At 74.6% G+C, this 16007-nt stretch carries 15 protein-coding genes; 10 read left to right on the top strand and 5 right to left on the bottom strand.

Annotated elements, in window-relative coordinates; translation table 11 throughout:
• Positions 1–4 precede the first annotated feature (4 nt).
• The 5 genes from I4I81_RS14600 to I4I81_RS14580 all read left to right on the top strand — a co-directional run bounded on the left by I4I81_RS14600 (position 5) and on the right by I4I81_RS14580 (position 3778).
• Entirely contained in the window at positions 5–301 is a 297-nt protein-coding gene (locus tag I4I81_RS14600) for a DUF503 domain-containing protein (protein WP_218601591.1), read from the top strand.
• 9 nt (positions 302–310) lie between these two features.
• Positions 311–769, top strand: coding sequence for a 30S ribosome-binding factor RbfA (gene rbfA, locus I4I81_RS14595; protein WP_218601569.1), 459 nt, complete (start codon positions 311–313; stop codon positions 767–769).
• A 93-nt stretch (positions 770–862) separates the two neighbouring features.
• Positions 863–1846 carry a DHH family phosphoesterase gene (locus I4I81_RS14590; RefSeq protein ID WP_218601570.1) on the top strand — a complete coding sequence of 328 codons (984 nt, stop codon included), beginning with the start codon at positions 863–865 and terminating at the stop codon, positions 1844–1846.
• A 73-nt stretch (positions 1847–1919) separates the two neighbouring features.
• On the top strand, positions 1920–2456 hold the full coding sequence (locus I4I81_RS14585) for a class I SAM-dependent methyltransferase (protein WP_218601592.1): 537 nt from the start codon (positions 1920–1922) through the stop codon (positions 2454–2456).
• The gene (locus I4I81_RS14580; RefSeq protein ID WP_226363937.1) at positions 2453–3778 is read left to right on the top strand and encodes an MATE family efflux transporter; all 1326 of its coding nucleotides are present in this window, start codon (positions 2453–2455) and stop codon (positions 3776–3778) included. The genes I4I81_RS14585 and I4I81_RS14580 overlap by 4 nt, the downstream gene beginning before the upstream one ends.
• Positions 3779–3838: 60 nt before the next feature.
• Here I4I81_RS14580 and I4I81_RS14575 read toward each other — a convergent pair whose 3' ends face one another.
• From I4I81_RS14575 to I4I81_RS14555, 5 genes are all read right to left on the bottom strand, one after another.
• A complete protein-coding gene (locus I4I81_RS14575; RefSeq protein WP_218601572.1) occupies positions 3839–5488 on the bottom strand; it encodes an ABC-F family ATP-binding cassette domain-containing protein in 1650 nt (549 codons plus the stop codon).
• Between the two features lie 186 nt (positions 5489–5674).
• Positions 5675–7441: an ABC transporter ATP-binding protein gene (locus I4I81_RS14570; RefSeq protein ID WP_218601573.1), complete on the bottom strand. Its 1767-nt coding sequence runs from the start codon at positions 7439–7441 to the stop codon at positions 5675–5677.
• Positions 7438–9066 (bottom strand): ABC transporter ATP-binding protein, encoded by a 1629-nt coding sequence (locus I4I81_RS14565; RefSeq protein ID WP_218601574.1) that lies wholly within the window; start codon positions 9064–9066, stop codon positions 7438–7440. Before I4I81_RS14565 ends, I4I81_RS14570 begins: the two co-directional genes overlap by 4 nt.
• A gap of 33 nt (positions 9067–9099) precedes the next feature.
• Positions 9100–9339 carry a hypothetical protein gene (locus I4I81_RS14560; protein WP_218601575.1) on the bottom strand — a complete coding sequence of 80 codons (240 nt, stop codon included), beginning with the start codon at positions 9337–9339 and terminating at the stop codon, positions 9100–9102.
• Between the two features lie 31 nt (positions 9340–9370).
• The gene (locus tag I4I81_RS14555; protein ID WP_225924583.1) at positions 9371–10615 is read right to left on the bottom strand and encodes a S8 family peptidase; all 1245 of its coding nucleotides are present in this window, start codon (positions 10613–10615) and stop codon (positions 9371–9373) included.
• Positions 10616–10678: 63 nt separating this feature from the next.
• Here I4I81_RS14555 and truB point away from each other — a divergent pair, with 63 nt between their 5' ends.
• The 5 genes from truB to I4I81_RS14530 all read left to right on the top strand — a co-directional run bounded on the left by truB (position 10679) and on the right by I4I81_RS14530 (position 15972).
• Entirely contained in the window at positions 10679–11563 is an 885-nt protein-coding gene (truB, locus tag I4I81_RS14550) for a tRNA pseudouridine(55) synthase TruB (protein ID WP_218601576.1), read from the top strand.
• A 56-nt stretch (positions 11564–11619) separates the two neighbouring features.
• On the top strand, positions 11620–12543 hold the full coding sequence (locus I4I81_RS14545; protein ID WP_218601577.1) for a bifunctional riboflavin kinase/FAD synthetase: 924 nt from the start codon (positions 11620–11622) through the stop codon (positions 12541–12543).
• A 50-nt stretch (positions 12544–12593) separates the two neighbouring features.
• A complete protein-coding gene (locus I4I81_RS14540) occupies positions 12594–13127 on the top strand; it encodes an XRE family transcriptional regulator (RefSeq protein WP_218601578.1) in 534 nt (177 codons plus the stop codon).
• A gap of 135 nt (positions 13128–13262) precedes the next feature.
• Entirely contained in the window at positions 13263–13532 is a 270-nt protein-coding gene (gene rpsO / locus I4I81_RS14535; protein ID WP_172159733.1) for a 30S ribosomal protein S15, read from the top strand.
• Between the two features lie 190 nt (positions 13533–13722).
• The gene (locus tag I4I81_RS14530) at positions 13723–15972 is read left to right on the top strand and encodes a polyribonucleotide nucleotidyltransferase (protein WP_218601579.1); all 2250 of its coding nucleotides are present in this window, start codon (positions 13723–13725) and stop codon (positions 15970–15972) included.
• Positions 15973–16007: the final 35 nt, after the last annotated feature.

The following is a 16007-nucleotide window of genomic DNA, read 5'->3' as shown; positions in this document are numbered from 1 at the left end:
GACGTTGTACGTCGGAGTCGTCGAGTTCGACGTCCTGCTCGGGGACGTGCACTCGTTGAAGGAGAAGCGGTCGCTGGTGCGGCCCGTCGTGGCGGAGCTGCGACGCCAGTTCGAGGTCGCCGCCGCCGAGGCGGGACACCAGGACCTGCACCGGCGCACGCTGATCGGTGTGTCCTGCGTGGCCGCCGACCACGACCACGTGGTCGAGGTGCTGGACCGGTGCGAGCGGCTCGTGGCCGCCCGACCGGAGTTCGAACTGCTCTCGGCCCGGCACCGGATGCTGGGGCCCGAGGACGAGTAGGAGTCAGAGATGGTGGACCAGGCGCGTGCCCGTCGGCTCGCGAAGCGGATCTCGCAGATCGTGGCCGGTGCGCTGGAGAGCGAGATCAAGGACCCGCGGTTGAAGATGGTGACGATCACCGACACCCGCGTCACGGGCGACCTGCAGGAAGCCACGGTCTTCTACACCGTCATCGGCGACACCGTCGACGAGGACCCCGACACCGCGGGCGTGGCCGCGGCACTGGCCAGCGCCACCGGGGTGCTGCGCACCAAGGTCGGGGCGGGCACCGGGGTGCGGCGCACCCCGTCGCTCACGTTCGTCGCCGACGTGGTGCCCACCGAGTCCCGCCGCATGGAGGAACTGCTCGCCCGCACGCGCGAGTCCGACGCCGAGGTGGCTCGCCTCGCCGCGACCGCGCAGCCTGCCGGCGATCCCGACCCGTACCGCGTGCCGCGCGAGCGTGACGACATCGACGACGAGGACTGAGGGCCACCCCCCGGACGGGTGGCACTTCGGACTGGTTCGGGCGCGAACGGCTACTCTCCGTCGTAGCCTTGTCCCGATCAGGAAGGACCGCACGTGGTCGCCGACCCCGTCCGGGTGGCCGCTGCGCTGCTCACCGACGCCCGGGACATCACCCTGTTGGCGCACGTCCAGCCCGACGCCGACTCGCTCGGCAGTGCCCTCGCACTGGGCATCGCGTTGCACCGGCGCGGCGCCGACGTCCGGGTCTCCTTCGCCACGCCCGACGCGGTCCCCGAGACGCTGCGCCCCCTCGACGTGCTCGGGCTCGTCGTGCCGCCGTCGAAGCTCCCGGCTCGGCCCGCCCTGCTCGTGGCCTGCGACGCGGCCGAGCCCTCCCGGCTGGGGCATCTGCGCGGCCTGCTCGACACCGCCGACACCACGGTGATGATCGACCACCATGCCTCCAACCCGGGGTTCGGCGACGTCCGGATCCTCGACGCGTCGGTGGAGGCCACGGTCGTGCTCGTCCACCGGCTCCTCGGGGCGATGGGCGTCGCCCCCGACGCCGACGTGGCCCGCTGCCTCTACGCGGGCCTGGTCACCGACACCCGCGGCTTCCGCACCGCCGGGGCCGCGGCGCACCGCATGGCCGCGGAGTTGATCGAGGCGGGCGTCGACGTGGAGTCGCTCGTCCGTCCGATCATGGACACCCACCCGTACCCCTGGCTCGCCGTGCTCGGGTCCGCGCTCGACCGCTGCGTGCTGGACCGCAGCGCCGCGGGCGGGCTGGGGCTGGCGTACACGACCGTCCGGGCCGCGGACGTCGCGCGGTTCCGGGTGGAGGAGGTCGACGGGGTCGTCGACGTCGTGCGCACCGTCGCCGAGGCCGAGGTCGCCGCGGTGCTCAAGCAGGTGGGGGAGCGGCGGTGGTCGGTGTCGCTGCGCTCCAACGGCTCCGTCGACGTCGCGACGGCGGCCGGGCGGATCGGCGGCGGCGGGCACCGGGCCGCGGCCGGGGTGACGCTGGACGGCACCGAGGAGGACGTCCTGCACGCGCTGCGCGGCGCGCTGGAGCCCGCGGTACCGGTGGCGGGCTGACGGTTACGGTGCTGGCGTGAGTTCCGATGCGCGCCGTGCGTTCCTGTCCGCCTTCCTGCGCCGCCCCGGCACGATGGGAGCGGTCGCGCCGAGCTCGGCCCGCCTCGCCGGGGTGCTGTCGTCGGTGGTGCCGCGCGCGGGTGAGCCGGTCGTCGTGGAGCTGGGCCCGGGCACCGGCGCGGTCAGCGCCGTCATCGCCGAACGCCTCCCGGCGGGCGGGCGGCACCTCGCCGTCGAGCTCGACCCGGACATGGTCGCCTACCTGCGCCGCACCCGTCCGGGGCTGGAGGTGGTACCCGGCGACGCCCGCGAGCTCGGGAAGCTGCTCGCCGAGCACGGCGTCGACCACGTCGACGCGATCGTCTGCGGCCTGCCGTGGGCTCTGTTCGACGACGCCGTGCAGACCGACGTCCTGCGCGAGATCGGCCGCGCGATCGGCGACACCGGCGCGTTCACGACGTTCGCCTACGTGCAGGGCATGGCGATGCCCGCGGCGCAGCGGTTCCGGGCGCGGCTGCGCGGTGCGTTCGAGGAGGTGCTGGTCAGCTCCACGGTGTGGCGCAACGTGCCGCCCGCTTTCGTCTACGTGTGTCGGCGACCCGTCGGGTGAGCGACGACCGGGTCCCGCTCCGCGAGGTCCTGCGCCTCGCCGCGCCCGCGTTGCCGGTGCTGGCCGCCGAGCCGCTCTACCTTCTCGTCGACACCGCGGTCGTCGGACGGCTGGGGGTCGTCCCACTCGCCGGGCTGGCGATCGCGGGGGTGCTGTTCGCGCAGGTCACGAGCCAGCTGAACTTCCTGTCCTACGGCACCACCGCCCGCGCCGCACGGCTGCACGGGGCCGGGCGGCGCACCGAGGCCGTCGCGGAGGGAGGGCAGGCGACGTGGCTCGCACTGGCCGTGGGACTGGTGCTGCTCGCGGTCGGGCAGCTCGTGGCGGTGCCGGTGGCGGGCGCGTTCGCGGGGGACGGCGAGATCGCCGACGCCGCGGTGTCCTGGCTGCGGGTCGCACTGTTCGGGGCCCCGCTCATCCTCGTGACGTTGGCGGGCAACGGGTGGATGCGCGGTGTGCAGGACACCGTCCGCCCCCTGCGCTACGTCCTCGCGGGCAACGGCCTGTCCGCGGTGCTGTGCCCGGTGCTGGTGCACGGCGTCGGATGGGGGCTGCCGGGTTCGGCCGCGGCGAACGTCACCGGGCAGGCGCTCGGGGCCGGGCTGTTCCTGCTCGCGCTGCGCCGGGAGCGCGGCTTCGCCCGACCCGACCTCGCGACGATGCGCGCGCAGCTCGTACTGGGCCGCGACCTCATCGCCCGCAGCCTCGCGTTCCAGGCCTGCTTCCTCTCCGCCGCCGCGGTGGCCGCGCGGTTCGGGGCGGCGTCGGTCGCGGCGCACCAGATCGTCCTGCAGCTGTGGTTCTTCATGGCGCTCGTGCTCGACGCCGTGGCGATCGCGGCCCAGTCGCTGGTCGGGGCGGCACTGGGGTCCGGGGCCGTCGCCCGGGCCCGGGCGCTCGCCGGCCAGGTCACCCGCTACGGGCTGGTGCTCGGCGTCGGGTTCGGGGTGCTGTTCGCGGCGCTGATCGGCGTGCTGCCGCCGGTGTTCACCGGTGACGCCGCGGTGCTCGCGCTGGTGCCCGTCGCCTGGTGGTTCTTCGTGGCGATGCAGCCGATCGCGGGCGTCGTCTTCGCCCTCGACGGCGTGCTGCTCGGCGCGGGCGACGCGGCGTTCCTGCGCACCTCGACGCTCGCCGCCGCCGTGCTCGGGTTCCTGCCCCTGATCTGGGCGTCGTTGGTGTTCGGCTGGGGCCTGGCCGGGATCTGGACGGGGCTGTCGTTGTTCATGGTGGCGCGGCTGGTGGCGGTCGGGCTGCGGACGCGGTCGGGGCGTTGGCTGGTGACGGGCGCGGTGCGGCCCTCGGGGTCGCCGCAGCGCTGATCGCCGCAGCCCTGATCGGTGCAGCCCTGATCGGTGCGGCCCGGATGACCGCAGCCCGGATCAGCTGCTCACGTCCCACACCGGCTCCGGGGTCTCGCGCACCTCGCCGTCGCCGCCGAAGAGCAGGAAGCGGTCGAACCCGCGGGTGAACCAGCGGTCGTGGGTCACGGCCAGCACGGTGCCCTCGAACGCGGCGAGTGCCTGCTCCAGGGCCTCGGCCGAGGCGAGGTCGAGGTTGTCGGTGGGCTCGTCGAGCAGCAGCAGGGTGGCTCCGGAGAGCTCCAGGAGCAGGATGAGGAACCGGGCCTGCTGCCCGCCGGACAGCGTCTCGAACCGCTGCTCGCCCTGCTCGGCGAGCTCGTAGCGGGCCAGCGCCTTCATCGCGCCGCCCAGCGGCATGCCGGCGCGGTCGACGTCGCCGCGGACGAGCGCGTCGACGAGCGCGGCGCCCGTCAGCTCGGGGCGGTCGTGGGTCTGCGAGAAGTGCCCGGGCCGCACCCGCGCGCCGAGCCGGGCGGCACCGTCGTGCGCGACCGGCGCCAGGGCGGCGCCGCTCGCGGGAACCGCGCCCGGCTCCGGGTCGGTGCCGCCGCGGGCGAGCAGGCGCAGGAAGTGCGACTTCCCGGTCCCGTTCGCGCCGAGCACCGCGACCCGGTCGCCGAACCAGACCTCCAGGTCGAACGGGAACGTCAGGTCGTCGAGTTCCAGGCCGGAGCACACCAGCGCGCGCTTCCCGGTGCGGCCGCCGCCGAGCCGCATCGTGATCGACTGCTCCTGCGCCTTCTCCGCCGGTGCCCCCGCGTCGAGGAACCGGGCCAGCCGCGTGCGTGCGGCCTGCAGCCGTGACGCCATGCCGTCGTTGGACGCGGCCTTGACCTTGTAGAAGGTCACGAGCCGCTCCAGCTTCTCCCGCTCCTCGTCCCAGCGGCGGCGGTGCTCGTCGAGCCGGTCGTGCCGGGCGACGCGCGCGGCGTGCCACGACGCGAACCCGCCGGGATGCGTCCACGCCGATCCCGCCTCGACCGTGACGACCCGCTGCGCGGTGTTCGCCAGCAGCTCCCGGTCGTGGCTGACGAACAGCACGCTCTTCGCCGAGTCCGCGATCCGCGCCTCCAGCCGGCGCTTGCCGGGGACGTCGAGGAAGTTGTCCGGCTCGTCGAGGAGCAGCACCTCGTCCGGGCCGCGGAACAGCAGCTCCAGGGCGAAGCGCTTCTGCTCGCCGCCGGACAGGGTGGCCACGGGCCGGTCACGGGTGCGTTCCCACGGGAGGCCGAGCGCGGCGACCGACGCGGTGTCGCACTCCACCTCCGCGCCGTAGCCGCCCGCGTCGCCCCACATCGCGAGCGCCGCGGCGTAGCGGAGCTGGGTGCGCTCGGTGTCGTCGAGCGCGCGTTCCGCGGAACGCAGCCGTTCCCCCGCCGCGCGGACGGCGGGCGGGGCGAGCGACAGCGCGAGGTCGGCCAGCGTGCGTCCGTCGGAGATCGACCCGACGAACTGCCCCATGACGCCGAGCCCGCCGCTGCGCGCGATCGACCCGCTCGCCGGGGCCAGGTCGCCCGCGACCATCCGCAGCAGCGTCGTCTTGCCCGCGCCGTTCGGTCCGACCAGCGCCACCTTCGCGCCGTCCCCGACCCGGAAGGAGACCCCGGCGAACAGCTCCCGCCCGTCGGGCAGCACGTACCCGACACCCATCGCCTCGATATGCCCCACGAGGACGGCATGCTCGCCGACCGGTGCGGCCGCTGTCGAGCGGGTTCGGGGCCCGGGTCGCTGTGTCGGGGACGGATGGCGGAGCCGGCGGCGCGCCGGGCGTGGCGGCCGGGGAAGCGTCTCCACCCCGTCTCCGCAGAGCGCCCGCGGTCGCGTCACCCCCACCTCGTGGGGGTGATCGGATGATCACCCGCGGGGGCTGGACCAGGCTTCCCACAGCGCCGCATAGGGCCCGCCGGAGGCGACCAGCTCGGCGTGCGGGCCGGTCTCGACGATCCGTCCCTTGTCCAGCACGACCACGCGGTCGGCCGCGGCGGCCTGGGTGAGCCGGTGCGCGATGACGACGGCGGTGCGCCCGGCGAGTGCCGCGTCGGCGGCGACCTCCAGCACCCGCGCGCCCGCGCTGCCCGCCTCCGCAGTGGCCTCGTCGAGCACCGCGACGGCCGGGTCGGCGAGCACGAGCCGGGCCAGTGCGAGCTGCTGGGCGACGGTGGCGCCGAGCTCGGTCCCGCCGTCGCCGACCACCTCGTCGAGGTCCAGGGTGGTCCCCACCGTGACCAGCACCGCGGCGAGCTCCGCGTCGGTGGCGCCGGTGCGGGCGATGCGCAGGTTCTCGGCCACCGTGCCCGCGAAGACGTGCACCTCCTGCGTGACGACGGCGACGTGGCTCCGCGGGTGCGCCAGCGCGTCGAGCGGCACGCCCCCGATCTCGACGGTGCCCGCCTGCGGGACCTGGGCCCCGGCGAGGACCGCGCCCAGCGTGGTCTTGCCCGCGCCGCTGGGCCCGACCACGGCGACCCGCTCGCCGGCCGCGATCTCCAGGTCGATCCCGTGCAGCACCTCGGGGCCGCCGTCGTAGGAGTGCCGGATGCCGGTGAGCCGCACCGAACCGTCCCGCGGCAACCGGGGGTGCGCCGGGGCGGGCGGCACCGGCATGTCGGTGACGCCCACGAGCCGGGCCAGGGCCGCCCCGGCCGACTGCGCCTCGTCGAGCAGGTAGAGCAGCTCGCCGATCGGGTCGAACAGGCGCAGGAAGTAGAGCACCGCCGCGGTGGCCGCCCCGACCGTGACGGCGTCGGCGCGCACCAGCCAGAACCCGACGACGAGCAGCGACAGCACGCCCGTCATCTCCGCGCCGTTGAGCACGAACCCGAACTTCGACTGCGCCCGCATCGTGCGCATCGTCGCCCGTACCGCCGAGGCGGAGTCACCCTCGATGCGGGTCAGCAGCGGCGTGCGCAGCCGGTGCGCGCGCACCGTCGCGGCCCCGCCGACACCGGCCAGCAGCGACTGTGTCCGCCGGCCCTCGGCCTTCCGCTCGGCGGCGTAGAGCGGCCCGGAGACGCTGACGTACCAGCGGGTGACCAGGATCCAGATCGGGAGCGGGACCAGCCCGGCCAGGGCGAGGCGCCAGTCCAGCAACGCGAGTCCGACCAGGGTGAACCCGACGTCGAGCGCGGCGATGACCAGCAGCGGGATCGCCAGCCGGACACCCTCGGAGATGACGGTGATGTCGCCGCTGACGCGCTGCAGCAGGTCGCCGGACCCGGCCCGCTCGACGTCGGCGATGCGGACCCCGAGCGCGCGGTGCACCACCCGTTCCCGCAGCCCGGCCAGCACCAGCTCGCCGAGCCGGGCCGCGAGCACCCTGCCGGAGGCGGACAGCAGCGCGCGGAGGACGAGCGCGGCGAGGATGGCGAGGGCGAGGCCGTCGATCGAGCCGATCTCCCCGCCCCCGATCACGACGTCGACGATCGCGCCGAGCAGCGCGGGTACGGCGAGGATCGCGCCCGCGGCGGCGACGAGGGTGATCACGGTGCCGGCGAGCAGCAGGCGGTGCGGTCGGATCAGAGCGGCGACCGAGTGCCGGGTGCGCGTCGTGCTCGCGATGGGGAGGAGGTCGGTCGCGCCCGGTGGGGTCGCGCCGGACGGGGTCGTGTCGGGTGCGTTCACGACAGCACCGCCGCCCGGTAGCGCGGATCCTCGGCCAGCTCGGCGTGGGTGCCGGAGGCGACGACGGCCCCTTCCTCGACGAGCAGCACGCGGCGGCAGCGGGCCAGCAGGGCGGGGCTGGAGGTGAGGAGCAGCGTGGTCCGCCCGGTGCGGAGCGCCGCGAGGCCGTCGGCGATGCGGTGCTCGGTGGCGGCGTCGACGGCGGTCGTCGGGTCGTGCAGCACCAACACCGGCGCGTGCGCGGCGAGCGCCCTGGCCAGCACGAGCCGTTGGCGCTGCCCGCCGGACAGGGTGCGGCCGCGTTCGGTCAGTTCGGCATCGAGCCCGCCGGGGAGGGCGTCGACGACCTCGTCGGCACCCGCGGCGGCGAGCGCGGCGGCGTCGGTCCCGGTGTTGGCGCGGACCGTGCCCTCGAACAGGGTGGCGTCGTGGCGGTCGACGAGGACCGCGCGGCGGACCTCGTCGAGGTCGACCCCGGCGAGGTCGACGCCGTCGAGGGTGACCGGGTCGTCGGTGGTGTCGCGGTCGCGGGCGAGCACGTCGAGCAGGGCGGTGGCGTCGCCCGCGGTCAGGGTGACGACGCCGACGTGCTCGCCCGCGGCGACGTCGATGCCGCCCACGTGCAGCGCGCCCGCGGGAGCGACGGGCAGCGCGGCCGTCCCGGCGCGCACGGCGGACGGGGCGCCGAGCAGTGCGGCCACCCGCCGGGCCGACCCGCGCGCCCCGGCGAGCTGCGGTCCCACCTCGGTGAGCCGCTCCAGCGGGCCGATCAGGAACTGGGCCAGTCCGACGGCGGCGACGAGCTCGCCGACGCTGATCGTGCCTTCGAGCGCGAGCCGCCCGCCCACCCACGCGACGACGACGAGGAACACGCCGGTGATCACGCCCGTGGCCGCGGTGTAGACGCCCTCGAAGCGCACCGCGGCGAGGCGGGCGGTCAGTGCGCTGCGGCTCGCGCGGCGGTAGGTCTCACCCGCGGCGTCCTCGGCCCCGATGCCCTTGATCACCCGCAGGCCGGTGACGAGGTCGGTCGCGACCCCGGTGGCCGTGGCCAGGGTCTCCTGCTCGGCCTCCGCCCGTCCGACGAGCGGCTTGGCCAGCAGCCGTGACGCGACCAGCACCAGCGGCACCCCGGCGAGCACGACGAGCCCGAGCAGGAGCGACGCACCGACCAGCACGACCGCCCCGCCGGTGAGCGCGGCGAGAGCCGAGACCGCGGTGATGATCGCGGCGCACACCAGGCCGGTCCGGTCGGCGTCGGACCCGGCCAGGCTGACCAGCTCCCCGGAGCGCCCCGGCGCCCCGCCCGCCGGGTCCAGGACGCGCCCGGTGACGTCGAGCCGGATCCCGTGAGCGGCCTGCTTCTCGGTGCGGACCATCAGCCAGTACCCGCCGTAGGCACTGGTGGCGAGCACGAGGAACACCCCGACGACGGCGGCGGACCACCGCAGCAGCGCGGTGGCGTCGCCGGTGGACACCGCGAGGTCGATCACGACACCGACGGCGACCGGGACGGCCGCCTCGGACAGCTGGTGACCGGAGACGAGCGCCGACGCGGCGATCAGGTCGCGGCGCTGTCCGCGGGCGGCGCCGCGGAGGACGGACCCGGCGCTGGGGGGAGGCACGGGACTGAGGCTAGCCTGCCCAATCGCACCGACCTACTGGATTGGCGAGCTCGGAGGCGGCAGGCGGAACGTGTGCTGCTGCTCCACCGCCGCCACCCCGGGCAGGGCCCCGAGCGCGGTACGCACGTCGCCGCTCTCGATCGACCCGGTGATCATCCCGACCGCGGCGAGCACGTAGTGCACGTCCATGCCGGCCGCGCGGCAGCGCTCGGCGACCTCGTCGATCCGTTCCACGTGCGCGTCGTCGACGGACACGCTGACCTGCTCGCTCACGGTGCTCCTCCTTCGGGCGCGCGCTCGGTTCTCAGGCGGGCGGCGGCGCCTGCACGAGGCCGGCGCCCACGTCGTCGGAGGGCAGCGGTAGCCGGGACGCGCCGCGGACCAGCGCCCCCCAGAGTGCCTCACCGCGGGCCCCGGTGCGCTGGGCCCACAGCGCCGCGACACCGGCGACGTGCGGTGTGGCCATGCTGGTGCCGGAGATCGTGTTGTAGCGGTCGGGCATCGGCCACGACGAGTACACGTCGACGCCGGGCCCGGCCACGTCGACCTGCCCGCCCTCGACACCCGAGCTGCGCGCGGAGAACGGGGCGATGGCCAGGGTGTTGTCGACCGCCGCGACCGCCATGATCGACGGGCTGTTCGCCGGGACGCCGACGAAGCCCGCGTCGCCGCTCTCACGGTCGGCGTTGTTGCCCGCGGCCGCGATGACGAGCGTGCCCGCGGCCAGCGCACGCCGCCCGACCGTCTCGTAGACCGAGGACACCTCGTCGACGTCGGCGCCGAGCGACATCGAGATGATCTGCGCGCCGTTCTCGATGGCCCAGCTCATGCCGGCCAGGATCTCCGCGTCGGTGCCGGATCCCGCGTCGCTGAGCACCTTGCCGGCGAGGATGCGGGCCTCGTGCGCCACGCCGTAGCGCGGGCCGGTCTCCGGTACCAGCGAACCGCAGGAGGTGCCGATGCAGTGCGTGCCGTGGCCGTTGGCGTCCTGCGCGGTCTCGCCCTCGACGAACGACTCGGCCAGGACGTCGCGGCCGACGAAGTCGGGGTGCTCGAGGTCGAGGCCGGTGTCGAGGACCGCGACCGTGATGCCCGCCCCGGACTCCGCGACCGTCGTGACGTTCGTGACCTGCAGCCCCCACGTCAGCTCCGCGGTGTCCTCCGCGACGGGCTCGGCCGCCTCCTCCACCGGCACGTCGACGGACTGCGCGTGCAGGAACGCCGCCGCGTCGGCGAAGCCCCGCAGGTACTCCTCCGACAGCGAGCCGCGCAGGTGGTAGACCCGCTCGGGCTCGGCCGCGACGATCCGCCGGTCGGCGATCATCGTGGTGACGATGTCGGTGGCGGTGGCGTCGACGGGCACGATCGCGATCCCGAGCGCGGGGAACAGCAGCGGCCCGTCGTCGGAGGCCGTGGCCGTCCCGGTCATCTCGGCCAGTGCGGTGCGGGCGGCGTCGGGGTCGGCGTACAGGTCGTCGGAGAGGACGAGGACCAGACGCCCGGTCAGCTGGTCGGGCCACGTGGTGGCACCGTCGGTGCGCAACTGCATGCCGGCGACCCTTCCGTACCCGGGCGCCGCTGTCCCCCCGGGAGCCCGGCAGAATCGTCGGGTGTGAGCGCCCCTCCGCCGTCCGGTCTCGTGGTCGTCGACAAGCCGGGGGGCCTGACCTCGCACGACGTCGTCGGGCGCCTGCGCCGGATCCTGCGCACCCGCAAGGTCGGGCACGCCGGCACGCTCGACCCGATGGCCACCGGCGTCCTGGTCTGCGGGATCGGGCGCGGCACCAAGCTGCTCGGGCACCTCGCGCTCGACACCAAGGCCTACACCGCGACGATCCGCCTCGGCGCGGCCACCGGCACCGACGACGCCGAGGGCGAGACGATCTCCACCGCCGACGCGTCGGGCGTCACCGACGCCGCGGTCGCGGCCGGGATCGCCGCCCTGACCGGCGACATCCAGCAGGTGCCCAGCTCCGTCAGCGCGATCAAGGTCGACGGGCAGCGGGCCTACGCGCGGGTGCGGGCGGGGGAGGAGGTCGTGCTGGCGGCGCGGCCCGTCACGGTCTCGTCGTTCACGCTGCTCGAGCGCCGCGGCGACGACCTCGACGTCGCCGTCGGGTGCACGTCCGGCACCTACGTCCGGGCGCTCGCCCGCGACCTCGGCGCCGGGCTGGGCGTCGGCGGCCACCTCACCGCGCTGCGCCGCACGCGCGTCGGCCCGTTCGACCTCGGTCACGCCCGCACCCTCGAGCAGCTCGAGGCGGACCCGACCCTGTCGCTCCCGCTCGACGACGCCGTCGCCGTCGCGTTCCCCCGCCGCGACCTGGCGGCGTCGGCCGCGCAGGACGTGCGGCACGGGCGGCCGCTGCCGCTGTCCGGGCTGGAGGGCGTGCACGGTGTCTTCGCCCCCGGGGGCCGGGCGCTCGCCCTGATGGCCGACCGCGGGGACATGGCCCGGTCGGTGGTGGTGCTGGCGCCGGCGAACGAAGCCCTCTGAGTTGCAGGGGTAGGGGCGACGGGCGGCGGCCCGGCCCGGTCCGTAGGCTCCGGGTCGTGGAACGCTGGCGTGGGCTGGACGCCGTACCGACCGGCTGGGGCCGCAGCGTCGTCACCGTCGGGGTGTTCGACGGGATGCACCGCGGCCACCAGCAGCTCGTGGCCCGCGCGGTGGCCCGGGGGAGCGAGCGGGGCCTGCCCGCGGTGCTCGTGACGTTCGACCCGCATCCCGCCGAGCTGGTCCGCCCGGGCAGCCACCCGGCCATCCTCACCACGCTGCGCCGCCGCGCCGAGCTGGCCGAGGAGCTGGGCATCGACGCGTTCTGCGTCCTCCCGTTCACTCCCGAGCTCTCCCGCACCGAGCCCGCGGCGTTCGCCCACCACGTGCTGGTGGAGCGGCTGCACGCGGCGGTGGTCGTGGTCGGGCAGAACTTCCGGTTCGGCCACCACGCCGCGGGCGACGTCGCGCTGCTCACCGAGCTCGGCGGACGCTTCGGGTTCGCCGTCGACGGCCTGGACCTCACCGGCGACGTCGGTGTCACCTTGTCCTCCACCTACGTGCGCGCGTGCATCGACGCGGGCGACGTCGAAGCCGCCGCGGCGGCCCTCGGCCGCCCGCACCGCGTCGAGGGCGTGGTGGTGCACGGCGCGCGCCGGGGCCGCGACCTGGGATTCCCCACCGCGAACGTCTCCAGTGCCCCGCACACCGCCCTGCCCGCCGACGGCGTCTACGCGGGCCGGTTCGCGATCGGCGACCGCCTGCTGCCCACCGCGATCTCGGTCGGCACGAATCCCACGTTCTCCGGGCGGGTGAAGACCCTCGAGGCCTACGTCCTCGACGTCGACGAGGACTTCTACGGCCACGAGGTCGCGGTCGACATCACGCACCGGCTGCGCGGCCAGGAGACCTACAGCGACGTCGACGCCCTGATCGCGCAGATGCACCGCGACGTCGCGCGCACCCGCGAACTCCTCGGCTGACTTTCCCCGTTCGCCCACGGGAGCCGGGGTCCGGGTGCCAGCATCGACCCATGAGCGCAGCCGAGGAGTTCGCCGACAGCCGCGCGCGCCAGGCCGAGCTCTACGGGGTCCCGCTCGGCGATCGCGTCCGCGGCCTGCTCGCCGTGCTCGGGGTCTCGCAGGCCCGCCTGGCCCGCACGCTGGGGATCAGCCCGGCGATGCTGAGCCAGCTCGCCAGCGGGCGGCGGGTCAAGATCGGCAGCCCGGCGGTGCTGGCGCGGCTGCAACTGCTCGACCACCGGTGTGCGGCGGTCGAGGGTCCGCTCGCGCCCCGATCGGTGGAGCTCCTGCTCGCCGATGTCGCGCGGGCACAGCTGCGCTGGTCACCGGTCCCCGGCCCCGCCGAGGAGGCCGTGCCGGCGCCGCGCCCGCCCGTCGCGGCGCCGCGGTGCCCGGGCACCGCGCCGGCGTCAGCCGGGTCGGCCGCCGACGCGCTGCGCCGCCTCGCCGCCCCGGCCCGCCTCGCGGCCGCCGCGGCCGCGCTCGGCCCCGGCTTCCCCGAGCTGGCGGAGGTGCTGCGCCAGGCGGCGGGACGACCGGGCTGACCAGGGGGGCCCGGTTCCCGGCTGGTAGCGTGGCGTGTTGGGTCCGGCTGCAGTCCGTGGCGGCCGCGACTGTCTTCCGGGCACATCACCCCTGGTGCCCGGGCCGCACGGCACAGCAACGAAAGAGGACAGACCGTGGCTCTCGACGCCGCACAGAAGAAGACCGTGCTCGACCAGTACGCCACCCACGAGGGTGACACCGGATCCCCCGAGGCGCAGATCGCTCTGCTGACCAAGCGGATCGTCGACCTCACCGAGCACCTCAAGATGCACAAGCACGACCACCACTCCCGTCGCGGACTGCTGCTGCTCGTCGGCCGCCGCCGCCGGCTCATCAAGTACCTCCGCGAGGTCGACGTCGCGCGCTACCGGTCGCTCATCGAGCGCCTCGGCATCCGCCGCTGACCCACCCGGGCCGGGCCGCCTGACGCGGCCCGGCCCGACCCACACAACTCCACCGCACCCCCGCGCCCGGCAGCAGATCCGCCGGTCCTCGGTAGTGGCCGCCGGGCACGAGTCCCGGCGGCTTCGATCGAAGGCCGGCCCAGACGAGGATCACCGGGGCAGGGGCCGACATCTCACGAGGAGATGCACCTTGACCGACCCCATCGACGACTCCGTCCACGAGACGACCGCCGTCATCGACAACGGGAGCTTCGGCACCCGCACCGTCCGGTTCGAGACCGGGCGCCTCGCGCGCCAGGCCGCCGGCTCCGTCGTCGCCTACCTCGACGACGAGACCATGCTTCTCTCCGCCACCACGGCGTCGAAGCACCCCAAGGAGCACTTCGACTTCTTCCCCCTCACGGTGGACGTCGAGGAGCGCATGTACGCGATCGGCAAGATCCCCGGCTCGTTCTTCCGCCGCGAGGGTCGCCCCGGCACCGACGCGATCCTGACCTGCCGCCTGATCGACCGCCCGCTGCGCCCGTCGTTCGTCGACGGCCTGCGCAACGAGATCCAGATCGTCGTCACGGTGATGAGCCTGGACCCGCAGGACCCCTACGACGCGCTGGCGATCAACGCCGCGTCGGCGTCCACGCAGCTGTCCGGCCTGCCGTTCTCCGGCCCGATCGGCGCCATCCGCGTCGCCCTGATCGACGGCCAGTGGATCGCGTTCCCGCAGCACGACGACCTCAAGCGCGCCGTGTTCGACATGGTCGTCGCTGGCCGCATCGTCGGTGACGGTGACTCGCAGGACGTAGCGATCATGATGGTCGAGGCCGAGGCCACCGTCGAGACCAACACCCTCGTCGCGGAGGGCGCCCAGGCGCCCACCGAGGAGGTCGTCGCGGCCGGGCTGGAGGCGGCGAAGCCGTTCATCCGCACGCTGTGCATCGCCCAGCAGCAGCTCGCCGACGTCGCCGCCAAGCCCACGCGCGAGTTCCCGACCTTCCCGGCCTACCAGCCCGACGTCTTCGACGCCGTCGAGGCGCAGGGCAGTGCCGACCTCGCCGCCGCGCTGACCATCGCGGGCAAGCAGGAGCGCGAGTCGAGGCTCGACGAGGTCAAGCTCGCCGTGCTCACCGCGCTGGAGACCAAGTTCGAGGGTCGCGAGAAGGAGCTCGGCGCGGCGTTCCGCTCGCTGAACAAGAAGCTCGTGCGCCAGCGCATCCTGCGCGACCAGGTCCGCATCGACGGCCGCGGCATCACCGACATCCGGCCGCTCTCGGCCGAGGTCGAGGTCATCCCGCGCGCCCACGGCTCGGCGCTGTTCGAGCGCGGCGAGACCCAGATCATGGGTGTCACCACGCTGAACATGCTGCGCATGGAGCAGCAGATCGACTCCCTCGGGCCGGAGACGCACAAGCGCTACCTGCACCACTACAACTTCCCGCCGTACTCGACCGGTGAGACCGGCCGCGTCGGGTCGCCGAAGCGCCGCGAGATCGGCCACGGCGCGCTGGCCGAGCGGGCCCTGCTGCCCGTGCTGCCCACGCGCGAGGAGTTCCCGTACGCGATCCGCCAGGTCTCCGAGGCGCTGGGCTCCAACGGCTCCACGTCGATGGGCTCGGTCTGCGCCTCCACGATGTCGCTCTACAACGCCGGCGTGCCGCTCAAGGCGCCGGTCGCGGGCATCGCGATGGGCCTGGTCACCGACACCGTCGACGGCGAGACCCGCTACGTCGCCCTCACCGACATCCTCGGTGCGGAGGACGCGTTCGGCGACATGGACTTCAAGGTCGCCGGCACGCCGGAGTTCGTCACGGCGCTGCAGCTCGACACGAAGCTCGACGGCATCCCGTCGGCCGTCCTCACCGCGGCGCTGAGCCAGGCCAAGGACGCCCGCATGACGATCCTCGAGGTCATCGGCGAGGCGATCGACCGCCCCGACGAGATGAGCCGCTTCGCGCCGCGCGTCATCGCGATCAAGATCCCGGTCGACAAGATCGGCGAGCTGATCGGCCCGAAGGGCAAGATGATCAACTCGATCACCGAGCAGACCGGTGCCGACATCTCGATCGACGACGACGGCACCGTCTACGTCGGCGCGTCGGACGGCGAGTCGGCGGACGCCGCGATCGGCATGGTCAACGCCATCGCCAACCCGCAGCTGCCGAAGATCGGCGAGCGCTTCCTGGGCACGGTCGTCAAGACCGCCGCCTTCGGCGCGTTCGTCTCGCTGGTGCCCGGCAAGGACGGCCTCGTCCACATCTCGAAGCTGGGCAACGGCAAGCGGATCAACAAGGTCGAGGACGTCGTGAACGTCGGCGACAAGATCCGCGTCGAGGTCTCCGACATCGACAACCGCGGCAAGATCAGCCTGCTGCCGGTCGTTGAGGACGCCGCCCCCGCGGGCGACGTCACGGTCCCCGCGGAGCCCGCCGAGGTCCCGGCCTCTTGACGGAACTTCTGACGCCGGGGACGGGGGCTCACCCC

Source organism: Pseudonocardia abyssalis (assembly GCF_019263705.2).
GTDB lineage: Bacteria > Actinomycetota > Actinomycetes > Mycobacteriales > Pseudonocardiaceae > Pseudonocardia > Pseudonocardia abyssalis.
This window is presented reverse-complemented; position numbering and strand designations above follow the sequence as displayed.